Raw genomic sequence first — 22,984 nt, 5'->3', positions numbered from 1 at the left:
CCGGACAAAGTGGTCGATCAGCGAACGCAAAGCGCCCAAGCCTGCACCTGTGGCCTTGATTGCACGTGGGCAAGCGGCCGTCGGTCTTCTAGAATCGCTGCTGTCGCACTTGCCTTCACCCTGGCGCAGCCGCAGGCCGCGCCGCCGTCGAGATCGCCATGAGTTCCAGCACCCCGTTGTCCGGCGTCAACCAGCCCCTGCGCGGCATCGCCCTGGTGGTGGTGGCGACGTTGCTGTTCGCCAGCCACGACGCCTTGTCCAAGTTTCTCGGTGCGCTGTACCCGATCATCATGGTGGTGTGGGCGCGCTACCTGGTGCACACCTTGCTGATGGCCGCAATCTTCCTGCCCAAGGCCGGCCTCAACGTGCTGCGCACCCGCCGCCCGCTGCTGCAGACCTTGCGCGCGCTGAGCCTGCTCAGCACCAGCCTGTTGTTCACCACCGGCATTCAGTACCTGCCGCTGGCCGAGGCCACCGCGGTCAACTTCCTGGCCCCGGTGCTGGTCACCGCGCTGTCGGCGCCGCTGCTCAAGGAGCGGGTGTCGGTGGCGCAATGGCTGGCGGTGGTGCTGGGGTTCATCGGCGTGCTGGTGGTCGTGCACCCGGGCGGGGCGATGTTCACCCCGGCGATTCTCTACCCGTTCGGCTCGGCGCTGGGCTTTTGCTTCTACCAGCTGCTCACGCGCATCCTGGCCGCCCATGACAGCCCGACCACCAGCAACTTCTACGCAGGCCTGTGCAACACCCTGGCGATGAGTGCGCTGGTGCCGTTCTTCTGGGAAATGCCGCGCTGGGACCATGCCCTGCTGATGCTGGCCCTGGGCGGCTTCGGCATGAGCGCGCACCTGCTGCTGACCCAAGCTTTCCGCCATGCCGCACCGGCGCTGCTGGCGCCGTTCAGCTACTGCCAGATCGTCTTCGCCGGGCTGCTGGGCCTGCTGATCTACAACCAGGTGCCCGACAGCGCCAGCCTGCTGGGCATCGCCATCATCTGCTTGAGCGGCCTGGGCGCGGCGTGGATGCAGCGGCGCAAATAAGGCTCAATGACCCGGCGCCAGTTTCGGCGGGCGGCGAAACAGCGGGCGCGGGGTGCTCGGGTCGAGTTCACCGAGCTGGCTGCCGGCGGCCTTGAAACCTGAACGCAGCGCCAGGCGCTGGCTGGCCTGGTTGTCGATGTCGGTGGTCAGCCACACCGGCGTGTCGATCGCATCCAGCAAGCTGACCAGCGCTTCACGCATCAGGCCCTGGCCAGTGCTGGCCTGGCTCGCCCAGTAACCCACCTCGTATTCGCCATTGCCGGGGCGCAGGCCGATGCAGCCCAGCACGGCGTCGCCGCCCGCCTGCAGCACGAAAAAGCGCTTTTCTGCCGCCGGGTCGAGGAACTCGCGGGCGCTGGCCTGCAGGCTTTCGCGCACCTCGTCCAGCGTCCAGTCCGGCTTGGCCCAGGCCAAAAAGGGCTGGTGCAGGCTGTAGCTGTCGAGCAGGGCGTGCAGCACCTGCTCGGCCAGCGCCGGGTCGGGGCGTACCAGGCGGGTGCGCGCGGTGGACAGGGTGCGGGGCAGTGTGGGGTAGGGCATGGGCCTTCCTGGCTTTGGCTATGGGATTAGTCCACTAATCATAGAGGCATTGACCGAGCCTGGCAGCGCGTGATCTGCTCGCTAGCCCACCATCATCCCAGGGAAGTGAGGGACCGCCATGCCCGACTACACGCTGCATTGCTTCGCCGAATCCGGCAACGCCTACAAGGCCGCCCTCATGCTCGAACTCACGGGGCAAGACTGGCAGCCGCTGTTCGTCGACTTCTTCAACGGCCAGACCCGTGGCCAGGGCTGGCGCGACGAGGTCAACGAGCAAGGCGAGGTGCCGGTGCTGGAACATGCTGGGCAAACCTTGACCCAGTCAGCGCTGATCCTCGAATACCTGGCCGAACGCACCGGCCAGTTCGGCCCGCGAGACGATGCGGAAAAGCGCGAGATCTGGCGCTGGATGCTGTTCGACAACCACAAGTTCACCGGCTACTACGCGATGCTGCGGTTCTTGTTCTGCCTGAAGAAAACCGGTGAAACCGACGTCACGCGCTTTCTGCGCGATCGGGCCACGGCGGCGTACAAGATCGTCGACGCGCACCTGGCGAAGACGCCGTTCATGGTCGGCGGGCGCCTGACCATCGCCGACCTGTCGTTGGCGGGGTATGTGTTCATGCCGGAGGACACCGGCATGGACCTGGCCGCGTTCAGCCACATCGAAGCGTGGAAGAAGCGCATCCAGCAGGTGCCGGGGTGGAAGTCGCCCTATGAGCTGATGCCGCGGGCGGCTTGATGTGCATGGCCCTATCGCCGGCAAGCCGGCTCCCACAGGTCTGGCGCCCATCCTGAGGGCTGCGCAGTACCTGTGGGAGCCGGCTTGCCGGCGATGAGGCCAGTGAAGTCAGAGCAGATCAGTACCTGACCTCAACCCCCACATACGCCCCGATGCCATCCCCCGGCCAGAACGACGCGGTGTCCAGCCCCCGCGCGTTGTACACCGGCGTCACCGCCGTCACGTAGGCCTTGTTGGCCAGGTTCTTCAGGTCCAGCGAGACCTTCCAGTTGCCCTTCGGCGCCTCGTACCCCAGGTTCGCCCCCCAGATGGTGTACGACGGCGCATACAAGGTGTTGGCATAGTCCACCGCCGTGCGCGAGGCCGACTGCACGTTCACCCCGGTGTACCAGCCGCTGTGGTCCTGGTACTGCAGCTCGCCCTGGTAGATGTGCTTGGGCACGCCCGGCAGCTGGTTGTCGCCGAAGGTGTCGTCATGCCGGTAGTAGAAATCGTTGTAGGTGTACGACTGGCGCCAGCGCACCAGGTCGCCCTGGGGGCTTTCCCACAGGCGGGTATTGAGGCCCGCCTCGACGCCCTGGTGGATCGTCGGCGAGGCGTTGAATGCGCCGGTGACCGCCGCCGCGTTGGCGGTGGCCGGGATGATCTGCACGTTCAGCAGCTCGTCGTGGATCCAGGAGCGGTACAGTGCCAGGCTGCCGTCGAAGATGCCGTGGGAGCCCTTGATGCCGACCTCGAAGGTGTTGGCCTTCTGCTCCACCAGCGGGCGAATGTACGGCAGCGTCGGGCCGGAGCCGGAATACTCCCACGAGGCCGGTGGGTCGATGCTGCGGCTGAAGTTGGTGAACACCTGCAGGTTCGGGCTGAACTCGTAGCGCAGGCCGATGCGCGGGGCGACGCTCCAGTTGTCGTAGTCCTCGTGCTGCCCGAAGTTGGTGGTGTTGGGGTTCACCGCATAGTCGATGTTGACCTTGCGCCGCACGTTGACGAACGACACGCCGCTGGTGAGCCACAGGTTGTCGACCAGGTTGAGGTCGTTGCCCAGGGCGATCACCCGGTCGAACGAGTCCTTGTAGTTGACCTTTTTCAGCGACACCTTGTCGTCGTTGGCCGAGTTCACGCCGCCGCGCAGGTGCTGGGTGGAGGTGAAGGCGATGTTGCTGCGGCTCTCATGGCCGAACAGGTAGTCCACCCGGTCATAGCCCAGCAAGAGGCCCAGGTCGTGCCAGTCCCAGTAGCTGGGGTTGCTGGGGCTGCGCGGGCTGTTGGTGTGGCGGTAGTCGTGGTACGACAGGCCGAAGGTCAGGCGCGCGTCGTCGTCGAAGGTGTAGGTGGTCTTGCTGCCCAGCCAGATGCTGCCGGGGCGGCGCGCACCGGCGCCGCTGCTTTCTGCGGTGGCGCTGGCGCGGCGTGGGTGGTGCAGGGCGTTGTCCAGGGTGGTGGCGCTGGGGTCGTTGTGGGTTTCGTCGCGGTAGCGCAGCAGCAGGCGGGTTTCCAGTTTCGGGCTGAAGCGGTAGCCGGCGTTGGCGACGATGCCGGAGCTCTTCGACAGGCTGTAGTCGCGGTAGCCCTCGTTGCGGTAGTTGTCGGCCTGCAGGTAGTAGTCCAGGTCGCCTTCGACGCCGCCGTAGCTGATGCTCTGCTTCTGGTAGTGGTAGCTGCCGGCCTCGGCGCGCACACGCAGGCCGGGGGCGCTGTAGCCGCTGTGGTTGACGAAGTTGACCGCGCCGCCGAGGGTCAGCGCGCCGTACTGGAAGGCGTTGGCGCCGCGCAGGATCTCGGTGTAGTTGACGCCGCTGGCGTTAAGGAATTCGTAGGGGGTGCCGCCTGGGCCGGTCAGCGGCAGGCCGTCGAAGAGGAACTTGATGCCTTCGCGAAAGTAGCCGGGAGAGGTGTTGGCGCCGGAGCCGCGGATGGAGATTTTTGCCGCGTCGTTGCCGCCGGTGGACTGCACGAACACCCCGGGCTGGTAGGCGAGGGTGTCCTGCAGGGTGGCGGTGCGGCCCTTGGCGACCTCTTCGCTGTCGACCACGCTGGTGCCGCCGGGCACTTCGGCCAGGGCGCTGGCGGCCTGTTGCACTTCGCTTTGCTTGGCGCCTTGCACGGTCACCGTGCCAAGGGTCTGCTCAGCCGCTCCCGCAAAGGGGGCCAGCAGGGCCGTGGCGGCGGTGGCCAGGGCGGCCTGGCGGATGGCCAGGCGCAGTGGGTGGGGATGGATCGCACGCATCGTTGTATTCCTTGAAAGTCATCGTAGGTACCTCGGCGTTCTATGGGCATAGTCAGGCCTGTCGAAAACGGTAAGAGCAGTTTCTGTGCCAGGTGGCAAAAGGCCGGAAGTTGTGGGCTTGAACCAAAGTTGCAAATTTCATGTTGAATGGAATAACAACTTTTGTTGTGCCGCTGTTGTAAGTCGAACAGTGCCGGTTATATATAAATACCCATTCTCTCTGTGGCAGCGGGCTTGCCCCGCGAACACCGGCAAAAGCCGGTGCCAAGCGCCGCGATGCCTGCTTCGCGGGGCAAGCCAGCTCCCACCTGTTGGTAATGCAACAGCGGTTGAGCAGTTTGTTCATTTGCAAGGCGAGCACGGCCAAGTGGGCGCCGTAAATACGCGGCCAACAAGCTGGCACGACAACTGCAATACCCCTTTCGGCATCTAAGGCAATTGGCCTTATATAGGAAGGGAGTCGCGGCATTCGATGAACCACTTTATTCAGCCATGGTGGCTGGCCAGCGCATTATTGATGGCCGCCTGCTCGCCCGCCACACCGCCCGAAACGGCCAACACCCTCAAGGGCGAAGCGGTCAGCGAAGTGAACGGCATCATGCGCTACCCCGCCAGCGACTTCGTCGAGCAGCGCGTCGGCGAGCGCGGCGGCACCTTGCGCGTTTCGGCCGCCAGCGACGCCGGTACCTTCGACATCCACGCCCAGTCCAACGGCAACATGCAGTGGCTGGGGCGCATCCTCTTCGACTGCCTGGTGTACCAGGCCGAGGACGGCACCCTCACGCCGTGGCTGGCAAAAAGCTGGACCATCAGCGCCGATGGCCTGACCTACACCTTCCACCTGCGCGACGACGTCACCTTCAGCGACGGCGAGCGCTTCAATGCCGAAGCGGTGCGGGTCAACCTGGAGCACATGCGCGACCCGAAGACCAAGTCGCCCCTGGCCGCGGCCTACATCGCCCCGTACCTGCAGGGCAGGGTGGTCGACGAGTACACCTTCGAAGCGACCCTGCGCACCCCCTACGCGCCGTTTCTCGATGTGCTGTCGCAAGCCTGGCTGGGCATGATCTCGCCCCGGCAGATACTCGACGCGCCCAAGAGCATCGCCAGCCAGCCCATCGGCACCGGCCCCTTCGTGCTCACCGGCTGGGTGCGCGACCAGAGCGCCAGCTTCGCCCGCCGCCCCGGTTACCACTGGGCGCCGCCCGCCATCGGCCACACTGGCGAGGCCTACCTGGACGGCATCGAGCTGAGCTACGTGCCCGAGGCGATGATCCGCTACACCTCGCTGGAAGCCGCCGACAGCGACATGGCCCTGGACGCCCCGGCGCAGAACGCCGCGGCGATCCGCGCCAACCCGGCATTGACCCTGCGCAACCGCATCCGCAAGGGCAACCCGGCGCGCAGCATCACCTTCAATGTCGAGCGCGCACCGTTCGACGATGTGCGGGTGCGCCAGGCGGTGGCCAAGGCCATCGACCGCAACGGCCTGGCGTGGATTTCAGGCTTTGGCGAATACCTGGCCAAGGGCGACTTCCTTGCCGTCAACACCCCAGGCTACGACCCGGTGGCCCGCGATGCCCTGGCCTTCGACCCGGCCGAAGCCGGCCGCCTGCTCGACGCCGCCGGCTGGACCGGCCGCGACAGCCAGGGCTTTCGCACCCGCGCAGGCCAACGCCTGGGCGCCACCTTGCTGACCTACGACAACCCCGCGTTCCCGGCCAACGTCTCGGTCGCCGCCCAAGCCGACCTGCGCAAGGTCGGCTTCGATCTGCGCATCGAGCTGCTGCCGGTCACCAAGGTCATGACCCTGCGCTATGCCGGCGAGTTCGACGCCATCGGCGGCGGCTACTGGCACACCAACACCGCCGACGGCCTGTACATCCTCTACCACAGCCAATCGATCCCCAGCGCGCGGATGCTCGGGCAGAACGTCGGGCATTTCCGTGATGCCGCCCTCGACCAACTGCTCGGCGACGCCCGCCGCAGCACCGACCCGGCGCAGCGCCGTGCGCTGTACCGCCAGGCCCAGCAACGCCTGGGCGAAACCGTGCCGGCCGTGCCCTCGGTGGAGAGCCAGATGCTGCTGGCCTACCGCAAGGCAGTCGGCGGCGTGCTGTTCGACGGCTCGCACAACGTTCCGCTGTTCACCAGCGTTTGGCTGGGCTCTCGAGCACAGCAAAAGGAGCACCCATGAAACTGCTGGCAACCTTGCTGCGCCGCCTGCGTGACGGCCTGATCGTGCTGTGGGCGGCGGCCAGCCTGACCTTCCTCGGCGTGCAGTACAGCGGCGGCGACACCGCCCTGGCGATCCTCGGCGGCCCGGACGCCATGCCGACCCCGGAAATGCTCGCCCAGGTGCGCGCCGAATATGGCCTCGACCTGCCGCTGTGGCAGCAGTACGGCCACTACCTGGCGCGCCTGGCCAGTGCCGACCTGGGCGAGTCGTACCGCCTGCGCATCCCGGTCGGCCAGGCGATTGCCGAGCAGCTCGGCGCCACCCTGGCCCTGGCCAGCAGCGCGGCCTTGCTGGCGGTGCTGATCGCGCTGCTGTCGGCGCTGCTCACCGCCAACCGCGGGCGGCGTTTGCGCGCGCTGGTATCGGGGGTGGAGCTGGTGCTGTCGTCGGCGCCCAACTTCGTCATCGGCACCTTGCTGCTGCTGGTGTTCGCCTTCTATTTCCACCTGCTGCCGCCCTCCGGCTCGCGTGGCTGGCGCTCGCTGGTGCTGCCGAGCCTGGCCCTGGCGCTGCCGATTGCCGCAGTGCTGGCCCAGGTGCTGCGCCAGTCGCTGGAGCAGGTGCTGGAACAACCCTTCATCACCCAGGCCCGCGCCCGCGGCCTGTCCGACACCGCCGTGCGCCTGCGCCATGCCCTGCGCCACGCCCTGGTGCCGCTGGTGACCCTGGCCGGCTTCGTCTTCGCCAGCCTGCTTGGTGGCGCGGTGGTGCTGGAGCTGCTGTTCGGCCGCCAGGGCATCGGCCGGCTGATGCTCGACGCCACCGCCAACAAGGACGTGCCGCTGGTGCTGGGCGTGACCCTGCTGGCCGCCGCCCTCTACGTGCTGGTCAACCTGCTGGTGGACCTGGCGACCCAAGCCATCGACCCGCGCACCACGCGCCCCTGAATTCACGAGAAAGGAACCGCCATGAGTCAAACCCCGATTACCGACGCCGAACTGGATGCGCGCTTTGCGCCCATTTATGCGCGCATCGCCGAAGGCGCGGTGGCCCGCGAGCAGCAGCGCACCCTGGCCCAGGAGCCTGTGGCCTGGCTGCGCGAAGCGGGCCTTGGCGCCCTCCGCGTGCCGCGCAGCCACGGCGGCCTCGGCGCGACCTTGCCGCAACTGCTGCGCCAACTGGTGCGCCTGGGCCAGGCCGACTCCAACCTGCCGCAGATCTTCCGCGCCCACTTCGGTTTCGTCGAAGGGCGCCTGTCGTCCCATGACGCTGCCTCCCAGGACTACTGGTTCGCCCGCGTGGTGGCCGGCGAGCTGTGGGGCGCGGCCATGGCCGAGCGTACCGACAGCACCGGCAACACCGTGCAACTGAGCGACAGCGACGAGGGCTACCGGCTCGACGGCGAGAAGTACTACTGCACCGGCACCCTGTACGCCGACTGGGTGGCGGCGGTGGCCAACCATGGCGACGATTTCGTCAGCCTCGCGGTGCCCACCCGCGCCCCGGGCGTGGAGCGGGTCGACGACTGGGACGGCTTCGGCCAGCGCCTGACCGGCAGCGGCACCACCCGCTTCGCCCAGGTCAGCGTGCAGCCCGAGCACCTGCTGCGCCGCTTCGCCAAGGGCGAGCTGCGCGCCGAGTCGTACCTCACCGCCTTCTACCAGGCGGTGCACCTGGCCACCCTGGCCGGCATCGCCCGCGCCGTGCTGGCCGACGCCGTGGCCTTCGTCCAGGGCCGTACCCGCACCTTCGGTGTGCCCGGCCAGTCGCAGCCGGGCGCAGACCCGCTGGTGCAAGCCGTGGTCGGCCGCCTGGCCAGCCTGGCGTTTGCCGCCGAGGCCCAGGTCAGCGCCGTCGGCCAGAGCCTGCAGGCGGTGGATGAAGCCGGCCAGGCTGGCGAGGTGCCCGAGCAGCTGTACACCGATGCCGAAATCCACACCTTCCAGGCCCAGCAGGTCGTCCTGGCGCAGGTGCTGGAGGCCAGCACCTTGCTCTTCGAAGTGGGCGGCGCCTCGGCCACCAGCCGCGCCCGCAGTTTCGACCGCCACTGGCGCAACGCACGCACCCTGGCCTCGCACAACCCGGCGATCCAGCGCGAACAGGCGCTGGGCAACTACTACCTCAACGGCATCAGCCCGGCCCAGGCCTGGCGTGCCCGGCACGCCGCCGCCAGCGCAGGGCAGGGCAGCGGCGACGAAGCCAGCGCGGTGTGAACAGGAGAACCACGATGAGCAGCAAACAGATGAGCCTGGGCATGAACATCCTCGGTTTCGGCTCGCACTCAGGCGCCTGGCGCCAGGGCGAGGCGGCGATCGATGCCTACATCGACGTCAACTACTACCGCGACATCGCCAAGCTCTCCGAGCGCGGCTGCCTGGACGCGATCTTCCTGGCCGACGGCCCGGCACTGCCGCCCGACGTGTCCAGCCAACCGGGCGGGCGCCTGGAGCCGACCGTGCTGCTGACCGCCGTGGCCGCGGCCACCGAGCGCATCGGCGTGATCGCCACCTGCTCCAGCACCTACAACGAGCCGTTCAACCTGGCCCGGCGCATCGCCTCGCTGGACCACATCAGCGGCGGCCGCGCCGCGTGGAACGTGGTGACCAACGCCGGTGACGCCGCCGCGCAGAACTTCGGCCTGACCGGCGCACCGCTGCACGTCGACCGCTACGGGCGCGCCGAGGAGTTCGTCGACGTGACCTTGAAGCTGTGGGACAGCTGGGAGGACGACGCGATCATCGGCGACCGCGCAGGCGGGCGCTTCGCCGACCCGCGCAAGGTCCACACCCTGGATTTCAAGGGCCAGCATTTTCAGGTGCGCGGCCCGCTCAACCTGCCGCGCTCGCCGCAAGGCCGGCCGGTGCTGGTGCAGGCCGGCTCCTCCGAAGGCGGCAAGGCGCTGGGCTCGCGCTATGCCGATGCGATCTTCACCACCCAGACCACCCTGGCCGACGGCCAGGCCTTCTACCGCGAGATGAAGGCCCGGGCCAAGGCCTGGGGGCGCAACCCCGAGCACCTGAAGATCATGCCGGGGCTGTCGACGGTGATCGCCAGCACCGAGGCCGAGGCCCATGCCCGCTTCGACGAGCTCAATGCCTGGCATGGCGAGCATGGCCTGTTGCAGCAGGTGGCCGGGCGCATTGGCATCGACGCGCGCGAGCTGGACCCGGACGCGCCGCTGCCGTGGGAACGGATTGGCGCGGTGGCGGACTTCGAGCGCGGCTCGCATGGCTTTCTGGAGGCGCAGCTGAACCTGGCGCGCAGCGAGAACCTGACCATTCGCCAGCTGTCGCGGCGGATTCTGGTGGGGCATCGGTTGGCGGTGGGCACGCCTGAGCAGGTCGCCGACACCTTGGCCGAGTGGTTCCTGGCGGGGGCAGGGGATGGCTTCAACATCATGCCCGACATGTTCCCGTCGGGGGCGCGGGTGTTTGTTGAGGAGGTGGTGCCGTTGCTGCAGAAGCGTGGGTTGTTCCGGACCGAGTACAGCGGCACGACCTTGCGTGAGCATTTGGGGTTGCCTAAGGCGGTGAACCAGTTTTCCGAGGCTCGGCGCGAGATTGTGTCGGCTGTTTGATGGGGGCGCTGCGCGCCCCTTTCGCGACACAAGGCCGCTCCTACAGAGGATCGCGGTGTTCTGTAGGAGCGGCCTTGTGTCGCGAAAGGGCTGCAAAGCAGCCCCAAGATCCCAATCCCAACCCAAGGACCCACCCATGCGCTACCGCCCACTAGGCCACACCCACCTCCAAGTCAGCCTGCTCAGCCTCGGCACCATGACCTGGGGCCACCAGAACAGCGAACAGGACGCCCACCAGCAACTGGACGCCGCCCTCGCCGCCGGCATCAACTTCATCGACACCGCCGAGATGTACCCCACCCCCACCCACGCCGACACCTGGACCACCACCGAGCGCTACATCGGCAACTGGATCAAAGCCCGCGGCAACCGTGACAAGTACATCCTCGCCAGCAAGATCGCCGGCCCCTCCCGCGAGCCCGGCGCCCAGGCGCACATCCGCGATGGCCTGTCGCACCACGACCGCAAGAATATCGTCGCCGCCCTGGAAGGCAGCCTGCGCCGGTTGAACACCGACTACCTGGACCTCTACCAGCTGCACTGGCCCGACCGCACCAGCAACTTCTTCGGCATCCGCGAATACCCCTACGCCGACGACCACCCGCAAACCACAGCCATCGAAGAAACCCTGGCCGTGCTCGACGACCAGGTGAAGGCCGGCAAGGTGCGCCATATCGGCGTGTCCAACGAAACCCCGTGGGGCGTGGCGCAGTTCCTGCGCCACAGCGAAGAACAGGGCCTGGCGCGCATCGCCAGCATCCAGAACCCCTACAGCCTGCTCAACCGCCTGTACGAAACCGGCCTGTCGGAGTTCAGCCATCGCGAAGGCGTGAGCCTGCTGGCCTATTCGCCGCTGGCCTTCGGCGCGCTGACCGGCAAGTACCTCAATGGCGCCCGGCCCGAGGGTTCGCGGCTGTCGTCGGTGTACCGCACCTTCAACCGCTATGGCAGCGAGGAGGCCAACAGCGCCATCGCCAGCTATGTGCAAATCGCCCGCGAACACGGCCTGACCCCGGCGCAATTGGCGCTGGCCTTCGTCATCCGCCAGCCGTTCGTGGCCAGCGCGATCACCGGGCAGACCAGCTTGCTGCAGTTGCAGGAAAACCTCGGGGCGCTGGATGCGCAGTTGAGCGAAGAAGTGCTGGCCCAGATCCAGGCCGTGCACCGGCGCATCCCCAACCCGGCACCGTAGCCGAATGCTTTTCTCTTTTGTGGGAGCCGGCTTGCCGGCGATCACCGGCGCAGCCGGTGCCATGCACCGCAGTGCCCCCATCGCCGGCAAGCCGGCTCCCACAGATAGCGCTGCATCAGAAGGACAGTCATGAACGCCATCGCCCCATCACCTCTGGTCTTGTCCACGCGCCCCCGCTGGCTGTCCCGCCCCGGGCTTTACCTTGCCTGGGCCACGCTCGCCTTGCTGCTGCTGGCCGTCGCCGCACCCGGCTGGCTATCCCCAGCCGACCCCCTGGCCGCCGACGCCCGCCTGGCCTACCTCCCACCCAACACCACCCACTGGCTGGGCACCGACGAAAACGGCCGCGACGTACTCACCCGGCTGGTCCACGGCGCCCGCCCATCCCTGCTGATCGGCCTGGCCGCGACCCTGCTCGGCCTCGGCCTGGGCACGCTGCTCGGCGTGCTGTCGGGCCTGGCCCCGGCCTGGCTGGACAACCTGCTGATGCGCGCCGTCGATGTGCTGCTGGCGTTCCCCGACCTGCTCCTGGCGCTGGTGATCATCACCCTGTTCGGCCAGGGCACCAGCAACCTGATCCTCGCCGTGGGCATCGCCTCGGTGCCGCGCTACGCCCGCCTGGTGCGCGCGCAAACCCTGACCATCCGCCACGCAGGCTTCGTCGAGGCGGCGCTGACCCTGGGCCGCCGGCCGCTGGCGGTGGTGTTCGAGCATGTCTTGCCCAACGCCGTGCAACCGGTGCTGATCCTGGCTTGCATCGGCCTGGGCGGCGCCATCACCGCCGCTGCCGCGCTGAGCTTCCTGGGCTTTGGCGCGCCGCCACCGGCGCCGGAGTGGGGCGCGATGATGGCCGTGGCCCGCAACTTCATGGCCAACGCCCCCTGGCTGATGGCCTGGCCGGCGCTGGCAATCACCATCACCGTCATCGCCATCACCGCCATCGGGCGTGACTGGCTACGCCGCAGCGAGGGCAGGCAACCATGAGCATTTTCGAGATTCAGCCACCGCTGGTGGATATCCGCGACCTGCGGGTGAGCTTCAACGGCGTGCCGGTGGTGCACGGCGTGAGCCTGCAGTTGCAGGCTGGGCAGTGCCTGGCGCTGGTGGGCGAGTCCGGCTCGGGCAAGAGCGTCACCGCCCGCACCCTGGTCGGCCTGACCGGCGCCGGCGCACAGGTGCAGGCGCAGCGCCTGGCGTTCGCCGGGCAGGACCTGCTCGGCGTCGACCAGGCCACCTGGCAGCGCCTGCGCGGCGGGCGGGTCGGCTTCGTCATGCAGGACGCGCTGGGCTCGCTCGACCCGTTGCGCCGGGTCGGCGCCGAAATCGAAGAGCCGCTGTTTCAGCACACCCGCTTGAGCAACGAACAGCGCCGCCTGCGCGTGCTGGAGCTGCTGCGCCAGGTCGGCGTGCCCGAGCCCGAGGTGCGCGCCCGGCAATACCCCTGGCAGCTTTCCGGTGGCCTGCGCCAGCGCGCCCTGATCGCCTCGGCCATCGCCTGCCAGCCGCGCCTGCTGATCGCCGATGAACCGACCACCGCGCTGGATGCCACGGTGCAGGCACAGATCCTCGACCTGCTGGCGCAACTGCGGGCGCATGACAATAGCCTGCTGATGGTCAGCCACGACCTGGCGGTGGTCGCGCGCCTGGCCGACCAGGTGGCGGTGATGCGCCATGGCCAGGTGGTGGAGCAGGGCAGCGCCGAGCAGATCCTGCAAGACCCGCAAGACCCCTACACCCAGCGCCTGTTGCGTGCTGCGCGGGCGGTGCATTTCCAGCGGCCGCTGGTGCCGACGCTGGCGTTGCTGGAGCAAGCCGTGAACCAACAACCGGTGCTGCTCGAGGCCCGGGGCCTGGGCAAGGCCTTCATCGGCCCGGACGGTCAGCCGCGCCCGGTGCTCAGGGACGTTTCCCTGCAGCTGCGGGCGGGGCAGACGCTGGGAGTGGTCGGCGAGTCCGGCTCCGGCAAGAGCACCTTGGGGCGCATCCTGCTCGGCCTGGATCGCCCGGAGCAAGGCACCGTGCACTTTGCCGGTGAAGACTGGCTGGCACTCACCGCCGAGCAGCAGCGCCAGGTACGCCAGCGCATCCAGGTGGTGTTCCAGGACCCGCTGGCCTCGTTCGACCCGCGCTACACGGTATTGCGGGTGCTGTCCGAGGCACTGGCCCAGGCCGGCGTGCCGCGAGGGTTGCGGCGTACCGAGGCGGCGGCGTTGCTGGAGCGGGTGCAGCTGCCCGGCAACGTGCTCGACCGGCGCCCGCTGGAGCTCTCCGGGGGCCAGCGCCAGCGCATTGCGATTGCCCGGGCGCTGGCGATGAAGCCGCGGGTGCTGGTGCTGGACGAGCCGGTGTCGGCGCTGGATGTGTCGGTGCAGGCGCGGATTCTGGCGCTGCTGGCCGAGCTCAAGGCCGAACTCAACCTGGCGTGCATTTTCATCTCCCACGATTTGGGCGTGGTGGAGCAGGTGAGCGACCAGGTGCTGGTGATGCAGGGGGGCAGGGTAGTGGAGCAGGGCAGCGTAGAGCAAGTGATGCGCCAGCCGCGCCATGCCTATACCCGCGCACTGCTCGATGCCGTGCCCAGTTTGCCAGCGGCGCAGCCGCGCTGGGTCAGCCGGATTGCTGTTTGAAGCCACCGGCCCTATCGCCGGCAAGCCGGCTCCCACAGGTACCCCACAACGCTAGAAATTGTGGGGCCCCTGTGGGAGCCGGCTTGCCGGCGATAGGGCCAGTGGCAGCACCTGAACTCTGAGGAAACCACCGTGACATCCACCCACCGCCTCCCCGATGGCTGGGACATCCGCCACCTGCCCGACACCCCCATGGCCTTCGTCCGCGCCTTCATCCTGCGCCACCCGCTGGCCTACGGCGGCATGCTCGCCTTGCAGACCCTTTCGGTGCTCTGCGCCGTGCTGGTGCCCTGGCAACTGGGCCAGCTCACCCGCCTGGTCAGCCAGGGCCTGGACGCCGCGCGCGCGGTCGATGCCCTGGCCTGGCCCCTGGCTGGTTTTGCTGCACTGCTGGCCGTGGAAATGCTCAGCATGCGCCTGGCCAGCGGCCTGCACATCCATACCGTGCCGCGCCAGCGGCGCGCCGTGACCCAGGCGCTGTTCGCCTACCTGCAACGCCATTCGCACCGCTACATCACCAGCGAATTCGCCGGCGCCCTGGCGCACCGCATCAGCGAAGTGGCGCTGGGCACCACCCAGACCCTGGCCATCCTCATCTTCGACCTGATCCCGCTGCTGGCCACCCTGGCCCTGGCGGTGGTCCTGCTGGCCACCGCCAACGCCTGGCTGGCCGCGTTCATGGGCCTGTGGGCGCTGGGCTTTCTGACCCTGTGCTGGTTCCTCGCCCGCCGCAGCCACCCCCTGGCCCGCGATTTCGCCGCCGCGCGCAGCGTGAGCACCGGCAAGGTGGTGGACGCAGTGACCAACCTCACCAACATCCGCCTGTTCGCCCGCCACCCCTACGAGCACAGTTACCTGGGGCGCTTTCTCGACCGCGAGGTGGCCGCCGCCGACCGCTCGCTGGGCTACATGGAAAAGATCCGCTGGCTGCAGAACGCCTGCGGTGTGCTGCTCAAGCTCGGCATCCTGCTGCTGGCGCTGTGGCTGTGGCAGCGCGGCAGCATCGACATCGCCACCTTCGTCACCGCCACCAGCCTGTCGCTGATGATCATCACCGACGTGGCCGGCCTGTCACGGCGCCTGCTGGAGTTCTTCGAAGCCATGGGCAACATCGCCAACGGCGTGCGCACGCTGGTGCGCCCGCATGAGGTGCGCGATGCCAGCCAGGCGCAGCCGCTCAAGGTGGAGCGGGGCGAGGTGCGCTTTGCCGATGTGACCTTTGGCTATCACCCGGGGCGGCCAATCTTTCAGGGCCTGAACCTGCATATCCCGGCAGGCCAGCGCGTTGGCCTGGTGGGCGCTTCCGGCTCGGGCAAGTCGACGCTGCTGGGGTTGCTGTTGCGGCTGTATGACGTGAACGGCGGGCAAGTGCTGATCGATGGCCAGGACGTGCGCACGGTGACCCAGCACTCGCTGCACGAGCAGGTGGGGCTGATCCCGCAGGAGCCGGGGCTGTTTCATCGCAGCATCCGCGAAAACATCCATTACGGGCGCCTGGATGCCGGCGATGAGGCCGTGCAGGCGGCCATCGACCGGGCCGGGGCGCGGGACTTCATCGAGTCCATGGAGCTGGGTTTCGATTCGTTGGTGGGGGAGCGCGGGGTGAAGTTGTCCGGTGGCCAACGCCAGCGCATCGCCATTGCCCGGGTGCTGCTGAAGAACGCGCCGATCCTGGTGATGGACGAAGCCACTTCGAGCCTGGATTCGATTACCGAGCGGTACATCCAGGACAAGCTGGACGAGATCATGGAGGACAAGACGGTGATCGTGGTGGCGCATCGGTTGTCGACCGTGGCGCACCTGGATCGGATCGTGGTGTTCGATGATGGGCGGGTGGTGGAGGATGGCAGCCATGCGCAGTTGCTGGCGCGGCGGGGGTATTACCATCGGTTGTGGAGCCGGCAGGGGGAGGTGGCGTGAGGGTTTTGAAGGGCTTGCCTTAAGGGTTTTGAAGTGTTTGCCTTAAGGGTTTTTGCGCCTATGAGATCGAGCGCCGCCCGCGCGGCGCTCGATCTCACAGGCGAAAACCATCTCCCGTCGAACACCCAAGAAAATCAGTTTTAACCTCTTTCCTGTAGGACATTTCCCAAAGATACTCCTACCGCCTTTTTCTCGTTGCGGTCGCTTGGGCAGCTCTCTAGTCTCGGCCTGTCGTTGCATATCGACGACACGGCTTTGACAGGCCGTAACGAGATACTTTGCATGGTTGTGCCGTTATGGCGGCTGTGCATGGGGCACGCTTGCGTGCGCCGGTTCTGGTATCCGCCGGTCTGTCAACCTATGCACAGCTGCCACCTTTCTGTTTGACAGCAGAGGGTGGTCGCCCCAAAAACGGATACTACTTATGTTGAAAATCGTCCCCGATCCCCCACTCAACCAATCCCTCGAAGACATCCTCATCCAGGCCACGGACTACGCCCTGTGCGCGCAGACCGTGATGCATCAGGCCCTTCTGCTACAGCCCAAATCGCCCGCGTCGATTCTGATGATGGCGTCGATGCATGAAGTAGAGGCGTTGCGGGTGATGCTGGAGTCCATGTTGATTCAGGTGCAGATGCCGGCTGAGCCCAGGACTTCGCACTAGGCCATCAGTGATGTGTTGGCTGTGCTGGCCTATTCGCGGGGCAAGCCCGCTCCCACATGAACTCGGGCCTGAGCAATACCTGTGGGAGCGGGCTTGCCCCGCGAAGAGGCCAGCACAGCCAGCAAAAATTTCAGGGAGATAACCAATGACCACACGCGACACCCATTTCACCGTCGGCAAAACCACCTTCTGCCAAGGCGAACACCAGACCCACCCCCTGTTCCGCATCGAGCCCGGCATCCCTTGCCAGAATGCCCGCGAACAGGCCTCGGAATTGATGGGCTATGTACGGGAGCTGACCATCATCGGCCTGATGGACGAGAAACCCATGATGATCTGGGCCGCGCACTACCTGAGCGCCATGGCCAAGGCACTGATGGATGATGCCGAGCTGGGCATGATGCACTGAGGGGCTGTCTTGATTAGGTGTTGTCGCCAGAAGTGTTCGTCGGGAGAGTTACAGCGGACATAAGACCGAGCGCCGCCCGCGCGGCGCATCGCGGATAAATCCGCTCCTACATTTGTTGCAACGTGCCTATGCCTGATAGGCCATGGTTGCCAGCCTTGTGAATATGACGCGATTTTTTTGGGGGCGCTGGGCTCGCCTGAATTTTTCGGCGGGCGCCAAAGGCGGACAACCGTGGCCTGACAGACCGTGGCACGTTGCAACAAATGTGGGAGCGGATTTATCCGCGATGCGCCGCGCGGGCGGCGCTCGGTCTCATGGGCGCCACAAATCGCTCGGCCTGCACCTCCTTGCTCAACCGCTCGGTGTCGCCCCACCAACACCCACCACACACTTTGCCCTGGCACCAGCACCACTCACCCGCCAAACCCCAACAAAATCAAGCCATTGAACCCGGCACAACTCCTGCAACAGGCCTTGCAAAGCCCAGTCCCCGCAGGAGCGCCCTTGAACAAACCCATTCTCCCCCTGATCCCGCTCTGCACCGCACTGGCCTTGCTCGGCTGCGAAAAACCCGAGCAACACACCGCGCAAAGCACCCAACCCATCAGCGGCGGCACGCTGGTCTACGCCACCGACCGCGAGCCCACCTGCCTGGACCCGCACGTGGCCGGCGACATGCCTCAGGTGTTCGTCGCCCAGCAATACCTCGACTCGCTGGTGTCGATGGACAGCCACGGCCAGATCGGCCCGTGGCTGGCGACAAGCTGGGAGGTCTCGCCCGATGGCCTGCACTACACCTTCCACCTGCGCCGCGACGTGCACTTCACCGATGGCACGCCGTTCAACGCCGAGGCGGTGAAGGCCAACCTCGACCACATGGCCAACCCCAAGACCCAGTCCAGCACCGCCGGTGGCTACATCCGCCAATACCGCGGCACCGAGGTGCTGGACAACTACACCGCCCGGGTCACCCTGGCCACGCCTTACGCCGCCTTCCTCGAAGTGCTGGCCCAGGGTTTTCTCGGCATCCAGTCGCCCACCGCGCTCACCCGCAGCCGCGACGAGAACTGTGAAAGCCCGGTGGGCAGCGGGCCGTTCAAGGTGCTGCGCTGGGACCGGCAGAACCAGGTGGAGCTGGTGCGCAACCCGGACTACAACTGGGCGCCGCCGACTGCGCAGCACCAAGGCCCGGCTTACCTGGAGCGCATCGTCTGGAAGTTCATTCAGGAGCCGTCGGTGCGCTTCGCCTCGCTGCAGGCGGGAGAGGTGGACGTGATCGAGACGCTGCCGCCCGAGTCGCACGAGGCGGCGCGGCGCAACCCGGATGTCGACCTGATCATCGCCCAGCGCCCGGGCAACCCCACCAACGGCACCTTCAACCTGCGCCGCGCGCCGTTCGACGATATCCGCGTACGCGAGGCCTTCGTGCGCAGCGCCGACGTCGAGGGCGCGCTCAAGAGCGTGTACTTCGGCGAGTTCCCCCGCGCCGGCGGGCCGCTCAGCGTGGCCACGCCGTTCTACAGCGGCGGCTTCGAGCACAGCCAGGACTACGACCCGGCCCGCGCCGCCAAGCTGCTCGACGACGCCGGCTGGACCGGGCGCGACAGCCAAGGTTATCGAAGCAAAAATGGCCAGCGCCTGCGCGCCGTGGTGCTGATCGGCGCGCGCACCGCGCCGTCGGAGCTGACCCTCTGGGAGCAGGTGCAGGCCACCACGCGCCAGGCCGGCCTGGAACTGGTGCTCGACCAGATGAGCGATGCCCAGGTCACCGCACGCCAGGCCGCCTGGGACTACGACATCCGCATCGGCTACTGGAACACCAACACCCCCGACGTGCTGCGCATCATCTTCACCAGCGCCTTCGTGCAGCCGGCCGGGGTCGGCGGCTATCACCAGAATTCCTCCGGCTACGCCGACCCCGCGTTCGATGCGCTGCTCGACAGCGCCCTGGCCACCCAGGACCCGGACCTGCGCCGCCAGCGCTACTTGCAGGCCCAGCAACAGGCCGCCGCGCAGTACCTGCAACTCACCACCTACCCGCAAAGCACGCGCCTGGGCATCTACAAGACCGCCCACGGCGTGCGCCTGGAGCCTTCGCTGGCGGTGACCTACCTCTATGACGCATGGGTGAACAAATGAGTACGACGACACTTGCAGTCACCGACCCACGGCGCGAACGCCTGGCTGCCCTGGGCCGGCGTGCTGCCATCCGCCTGGGCGGTGGTGTGCTCGTGCTGTGGGCGGTGGCGACCCTGACCTTCTTCGCCCTGCGCCTGATGCCGGGCGACCCGGTGCTGGCGATTCTCGGCGGCCCCAGCGGCAACCCCACGCCCGAGGCGATCGAGGCCGCACGCCAGGAATACGGCCTGGACAAGCCACTGGCCGTGCAATACCTGCTCTATCTCTGGCGCCTGTTGCAGGGCGACCTCGGCGTGTCCTACTCGCAGCACTTGCCTGTCACCCGCGTGCTCGCCGAGCAGGGTGGGGCAACCCTGCAGCTGACAATCGCGGCGCTGGTGCTGGCCTGGTTGCTGGTGCTGCTGCTGACCGTGGTCACCGCCGGGCGCGGCAAGTGGGTCGGTGGCCTGGCGTCGCTGGCCGAAACCCTCAGCGCGGCCTTGCCGCATTTCTGGCTCGGCGTGGTGCTGCTGGTGGTGTTCGCCTTCGGCCTGCGCTGGTTCCCGCCGGCGGGCAGCGACAGCTTCGCCAGCCTGGTGTTGCCAGCCTTTTCGCTGGCGATTCCGCTGGCCGGGTTCATCGCCCAGGTCACCCGCGAATCGCTGGAACTGACCCTGGAGCAACCCTTCGTGCTCACCGCCCGCACCCGTGGCCTGAGCGACCTGGCCGTGCGCTTTCGCCATGCCCTGCGCCATGCCTTGCTGCCCGGCGTGTCGCTTTCCGGCTGGGCGATCGGCGCGCTGATCAGCGGCGCGGTGGTGTGCGAGGTGATCTTCTCGCGCAAGGGCGTGGGCCGGCAGCTGTACCAGGCGGTGCAAGCCCAGGACCTGCCGCTGGTGATCGGCATCAGCCTGGTGGTCGCCGCCGGCTACGTGCTGGCGAACATTCTGGTCGACCTGCTGTACCAGTGGATCGACCCTCGGCAACAGGAGGCCGCCGCATGACTGACCTGATCCTTGAACGCGCGTTGGCGCCGCAACGCCGGCAACGGCACCTGAAGCTGCCGTCGTTGAGCGCCAGCCTGGCCATCCTGTTCCTCTTCGCGCTGCTGCTGGCGGCGCTGGCGCCGGGGCTGTTCACCGCCATCGACCCGCTGGCCATCGTCCCGCGCGAAGCCTTCCAGCCGCCAAGCTGGGCGCATTGGCTGGGCACCGACCAATCGGGCCGCGACATCTTTGCGCGGATCATCCATGGCGCCCGGCAAAGCCTGCTGATCGGCGTGGCGGCCACCGCCATTTCCATGGCCATCGCCATCACCCTCGGGCTGCTCGGCGGCCTGGGCGGCGCCCGCCTGGACCGCGCCGTGGGCTGGTTGCTGGAAGTGCTGTTCGCCTTCCCCAGCCTGGTGCTGGCGCTGTTGTTCGTGGCGGTGTTCGGCAGCGGCGTCGGCCCGCTGATCGTCGCCACCGGGCTGGGCGGTGCGCCGGGGTATGCGCGCATGGTGCGTGGCCAGGTGCTGGCGGTGCGCAACGCCGGCTACATCGAAGCGGCGCGGGCGCTGGGCCACCCAACCTCGCGCATCGTCCTGCGCCAGCTGCTGCCCAACGCCATGCGGCCGCTGCTGGTGACGCTGACCATGGGCGTGGGCCAGGCCATCGTCTGGGCCTCGGCGCTGAGCTTCCTGGGCCTTGGCGCGCGGCCGCCGGCGCCGGAGTGGGGGACCATGCTGTCGATGGGCCGCGACTTCATCGCCAATGCCTGGTGGCTGACCTTCTTCCCCGGCCTGTTCATCGTCCTCACCACCCTGGCCACCACCGTGGCTGGCCGCTACATCCAACACCGCCTGGAGGGCCGCCTGCCATGAGTGACAAGACCTTGATCGTCGAGGGGCTGAACGTGGCCTTCGAGGGCCGCAGCGTGGTGCGTGACTTGTCCTTGGTGCTGGCACCGGGGCGCTGCGTGGCATTGGTTGGCGAGTCGGGTTCTGGCAAGAGCGTCAGCGCCCGCAGCCTGGTCGGCCTGGCCGGTGCGCGGGCGCAGGTCAGTGCACGCAGGCTCTGCTTCGACGGCCACGACCTGCTTGGCCTGAGCGAACGCCAATGGCGTGCGGTACGCGGCAAGGACATCGGCTTCGTGCTGCAGGATGCGCTGGTGTCGCTGGACCCGCTGCGGCCGGTGGGCAAGGAAATTCTCGAAGTGCTGCAGGCCCATCGATATGGCGACCGCCATACCCGCGCTGCGCGGGTGCACGAATTGCTGGCGCGGGTCGGCGTGCCGGATGTCGAGCTGCGTGCGCGCCAGCGCCCGGGGCAACTGTCCGGTGGCCTGCGGCAGCGGGCGTTGATTGCCAGTGCCCTGGCGCTGGACCCTGCGCTGGTGATCGCCGATGAACCCACCACGGCGCTGGATGCCACGGTGCAGGCGCAGATCCTCGAAGTGTTCCAGCAGATCAAGGCCCGTGGCGCCTCGTTGCTGATCATCAGCCATGACCTGGCGGTGGTCGCGCAGCTGGCCGACGAGGTGGTGGTGCTGCGCCATGGCGAAGTGGTGGAGCAGGGGCCGATGCAGCAGGTGCTGCGCCAGCCCCGCCACCCCTACACCCAGGCGCTGCTGGCGGCGGTGCCGGCCGAGCACCCGCGTGGCAGCCGGCTGTCGCCGGAACGTGCGGGGGCAAGGCGTGAGCCGAGGCCAGCGTTCAAGAGCGACGTGCTGCTCGAAGGCCGTGGCCTGGGCAAGCGCTACCTCGGCCCGGACGGGCTGTTGCGCCAGGTGGTGCAGGGCGTCGACTTCACCCTGCGTGCCGGGCGCACCCTGGGCATCGTCGGCGAGTCTGGCTCGGGCAAGACCACCGTGGCGCGCATCGCCCTGGGCCTGCTGCAGCCCGACCAGGGCGAAGTGCTGTACCGCGGCCAACCCTGGAACCGCCCGGCCAACGTCGTCAGCGAGGCCGCGCGCAGGCCGCTGCGCCGCGAGATCAGCGTGATCTACCAGGACCCGCTGGGCTCGTTCGACCCGCGCTGGAGCGTGGCGCAGATCCTCGACGACGCTTTGCAGGTGGCCGGCATCGAGGCGGCGGCAAGGCCTGCGCGCATTGCCGTGCTGCTCGGCCAGGTGCGCCTGCCGGCCGAGCTGGGCCAGCGCCGGCCGTTGCAGCTTTCCGGCGGGCAGCGCCAGCGGGTGGCGATCGCCCGGGCGATTGCCAGCGAGCCGAAGCTGATCATCTGCGATGAACCGGTGTCGGCGCTGGATGTGTCGGTGCAGGCGCAGGTGCTCGACCTGCTGGCTGACCTGCAGGAGGAGTTGGGCCTGGCCTACTTGTTCATTTCCCATGACCTGGGGGTGATTCGCCATGTCAGTGACGATGTGCTGGTGATGCGCCATGGCCAGGTGGTGGAGCAGGCGCCGGTGGAGCAGTTGTTCGAGCGGCCGACGCATGAGTACACCCAGCGGTTGCTCGGTGCGGTGCCGCGCTTGCCTGGCAGCGGCGCCGAACTGGTGGTGCCGCCGCTGGATTTGGCGCACGAGGCGTTTGACCTGTTTGACGAATCACGGCTCTGGAAGATTGCCATCTAGCTTGAAGTTGCTGGGGGCGCTTTGCGCCCCTTTCGCGACACAAGGCCGCTCCTACAGGGGCAACGCGGTTGTCTGTAGGAGCGGCCTTGTGTCGCGAAAGGGCTGCGCAGCAGCCCCAGCAATAGTGAATACAATCCCAAAAGGACCTTTCCCTTAGACACATCTGACCCTGCCGACGA

General features: G+C 67.6%; 18 protein-coding genes. 16 read left to right on the top strand and 2 right to left on the bottom strand.

Annotation, left to right across the window (positions count from 1 at the left end; all coding sequences use genetic code 11):
- Positions 1-158 precede the first annotated feature (158 nt).
- Entirely contained in the window at positions 159-1,037 is an 879-nt protein-coding gene (locus tag L6D75_RS19530; RefSeq protein WP_176516675.1) for a DMT family transporter, read from the top strand.
- Between the two features lie 3 nt (positions 1,038-1,040).
- Here L6D75_RS19530 and L6D75_RS19525 read toward each other — a convergent pair whose 3' ends face one another.
- Positions 1,041-1,577, bottom strand: a complete 537-nt coding sequence (locus L6D75_RS19525) for a GNAT family N-acetyltransferase (protein ID WP_176516673.1) — start codon at positions 1,575-1,577, stop codon at positions 1,041-1,043.
- Between the two features lie 118 nt (positions 1,578-1,695).
- On the opposite strand from L6D75_RS19525, the gene L6D75_RS19520 reads away from it, so the two are divergent.
- The gene (locus L6D75_RS19520; RefSeq protein ID WP_176516671.1) at positions 1,696-2,319 is read left to right on the top strand and encodes a glutathione S-transferase family protein; all 624 of its coding nucleotides are present in this window, start codon (positions 1,696-1,698) and stop codon (positions 2,317-2,319) included.
- A 118-nt stretch (positions 2,320-2,437) separates the two neighbouring features.
- Here the strand turns inward: L6D75_RS19520 and L6D75_RS19515 are convergent, their stop codons facing one another.
- A complete protein-coding gene (locus L6D75_RS19515; protein WP_176517858.1) occupies positions 2,438-4,546 on the bottom strand; it encodes a TonB-dependent receptor family protein in 2,109 nt (702 codons plus the stop codon).
- Positions 4,547-5,018: 472 nt separating this feature from the next.
- Between L6D75_RS19515 and L6D75_RS19510 the strand changes: the two genes are divergently transcribed.
- The 14 genes from L6D75_RS19510 to L6D75_RS19445 all read left to right on the top strand — a co-directional run bounded on the left by L6D75_RS19510 (position 5,019) and on the right by L6D75_RS19445 (position 22,805).
- Positions 5,019-6,743, top strand: a complete 1,725-nt coding sequence (locus L6D75_RS19510; protein WP_176517857.1) for an ABC transporter substrate-binding protein — start codon at positions 5,019-5,021, stop codon at positions 6,741-6,743.
- Positions 6,740-7,672, top strand: a complete 933-nt coding sequence (locus L6D75_RS19505; protein ID WP_176517856.1) for an ABC transporter permease — start codon at positions 6,740-6,742, stop codon at positions 7,670-7,672. The genes L6D75_RS19510 and L6D75_RS19505 overlap by 4 nt, the downstream gene beginning before the upstream one ends.
- A gap of 21 nt (positions 7,673-7,693) precedes the next feature.
- Positions 7,694-8,938 (top strand): acyl-CoA dehydrogenase family protein, encoded by a 1,245-nt coding sequence (locus L6D75_RS19500; RefSeq protein ID WP_176517855.1) that lies wholly within the window; start codon positions 7,694-7,696, stop codon positions 8,936-8,938.
- A 14-nt stretch (positions 8,939-8,952) separates the two neighbouring features.
- On the top strand, positions 8,953-10,302 hold the full coding sequence (locus L6D75_RS19495) for an LLM class flavin-dependent oxidoreductase (protein WP_176517854.1): 1,350 nt from the start codon (positions 8,953-8,955) through the stop codon (positions 10,300-10,302).
- A gap of 136 nt (positions 10,303-10,438) precedes the next feature.
- A complete protein-coding gene (locus L6D75_RS19490; protein ID WP_176517853.1) occupies positions 10,439-11,494 on the top strand; it encodes an NADP(H)-dependent aldo-keto reductase in 1,056 nt (351 codons plus the stop codon).
- A 129-nt stretch (positions 11,495-11,623) separates the two neighbouring features.
- Positions 11,624-12,478 (top strand): ABC transporter permease, encoded by an 855-nt coding sequence (locus L6D75_RS19485; protein WP_176517852.1) that lies wholly within the window; start codon positions 11,624-11,626, stop codon positions 12,476-12,478.
- Positions 12,475-14,121, top strand: a complete 1,647-nt coding sequence (locus tag L6D75_RS19480) for a dipeptide ABC transporter ATP-binding protein (protein ID WP_176517851.1) — start codon at positions 12,475-12,477, stop codon at positions 14,119-14,121. Before L6D75_RS19485 ends, L6D75_RS19480 begins: the two co-directional genes overlap by 4 nt.
- Positions 14,122-14,253: 132 nt before the next feature.
- Entirely contained in the window at positions 14,254-16,041 is a 1,788-nt protein-coding gene (locus L6D75_RS19475; protein ID WP_176517850.1) for an ABC transporter ATP-binding protein, read from the top strand.
- Between the two features lie 424 nt (positions 16,042-16,465).
- Positions 16,466-16,705 carry a hypothetical protein gene (locus L6D75_RS19470; protein ID WP_176517849.1) on the top strand — a complete coding sequence of 80 codons (240 nt, stop codon included), beginning with the start codon at positions 16,466-16,468 and terminating at the stop codon, positions 16,703-16,705.
- 145 nt (positions 16,706-16,850) lie between these two features.
- Positions 16,851-17,114, top strand: coding sequence for a DUF3077 domain-containing protein (locus tag L6D75_RS19465; protein ID WP_176517848.1), 264 nt, complete (start codon positions 16,851-16,853; stop codon positions 17,112-17,114).
- A gap of 504 nt (positions 17,115-17,618) precedes the next feature.
- Positions 17,619-19,253 carry an ABC transporter substrate-binding protein gene (locus L6D75_RS19460; protein WP_176517886.1) on the top strand — a complete coding sequence of 545 codons (1,635 nt, stop codon included), beginning with the start codon at positions 17,619-17,621 and terminating at the stop codon, positions 19,251-19,253.
- Positions 19,250-20,236: an ABC transporter permease gene (locus L6D75_RS19455; RefSeq protein ID WP_176517887.1), complete on the top strand. Its 987-nt coding sequence runs from the start codon at positions 19,250-19,252 to the stop codon at positions 20,234-20,236. The genes L6D75_RS19460 and L6D75_RS19455 overlap by 4 nt, the downstream gene beginning before the upstream one ends.
- Entirely contained in the window at positions 20,233-21,096 is an 864-nt protein-coding gene (locus tag L6D75_RS19450; protein WP_176517888.1) for an ABC transporter permease, read from the top strand. Before L6D75_RS19455 ends, L6D75_RS19450 begins: the two co-directional genes overlap by 4 nt.
- Positions 21,093-22,805 (top strand): dipeptide ABC transporter ATP-binding protein, encoded by a 1,713-nt coding sequence (locus L6D75_RS19445; protein WP_176517889.1) that lies wholly within the window; start codon positions 21,093-21,095, stop codon positions 22,803-22,805. Before L6D75_RS19450 ends, L6D75_RS19445 begins: the two co-directional genes overlap by 4 nt.
- Positions 22,806-22,984 lie beyond the last annotated feature (179 nt).

Source organism: Pseudomonas faucium, assembly GCF_021602585.1.
GTDB classification, from domain to species: Bacteria; Pseudomonadota; Gammaproteobacteria; order Pseudomonadales; family Pseudomonadaceae; genus Aquipseudomonas; species Aquipseudomonas faucium.
The sequence above is the reverse complement of the archived record's forward strand: the minus strand, read 5'-3'. Positions and strand labels throughout refer to the sequence as shown.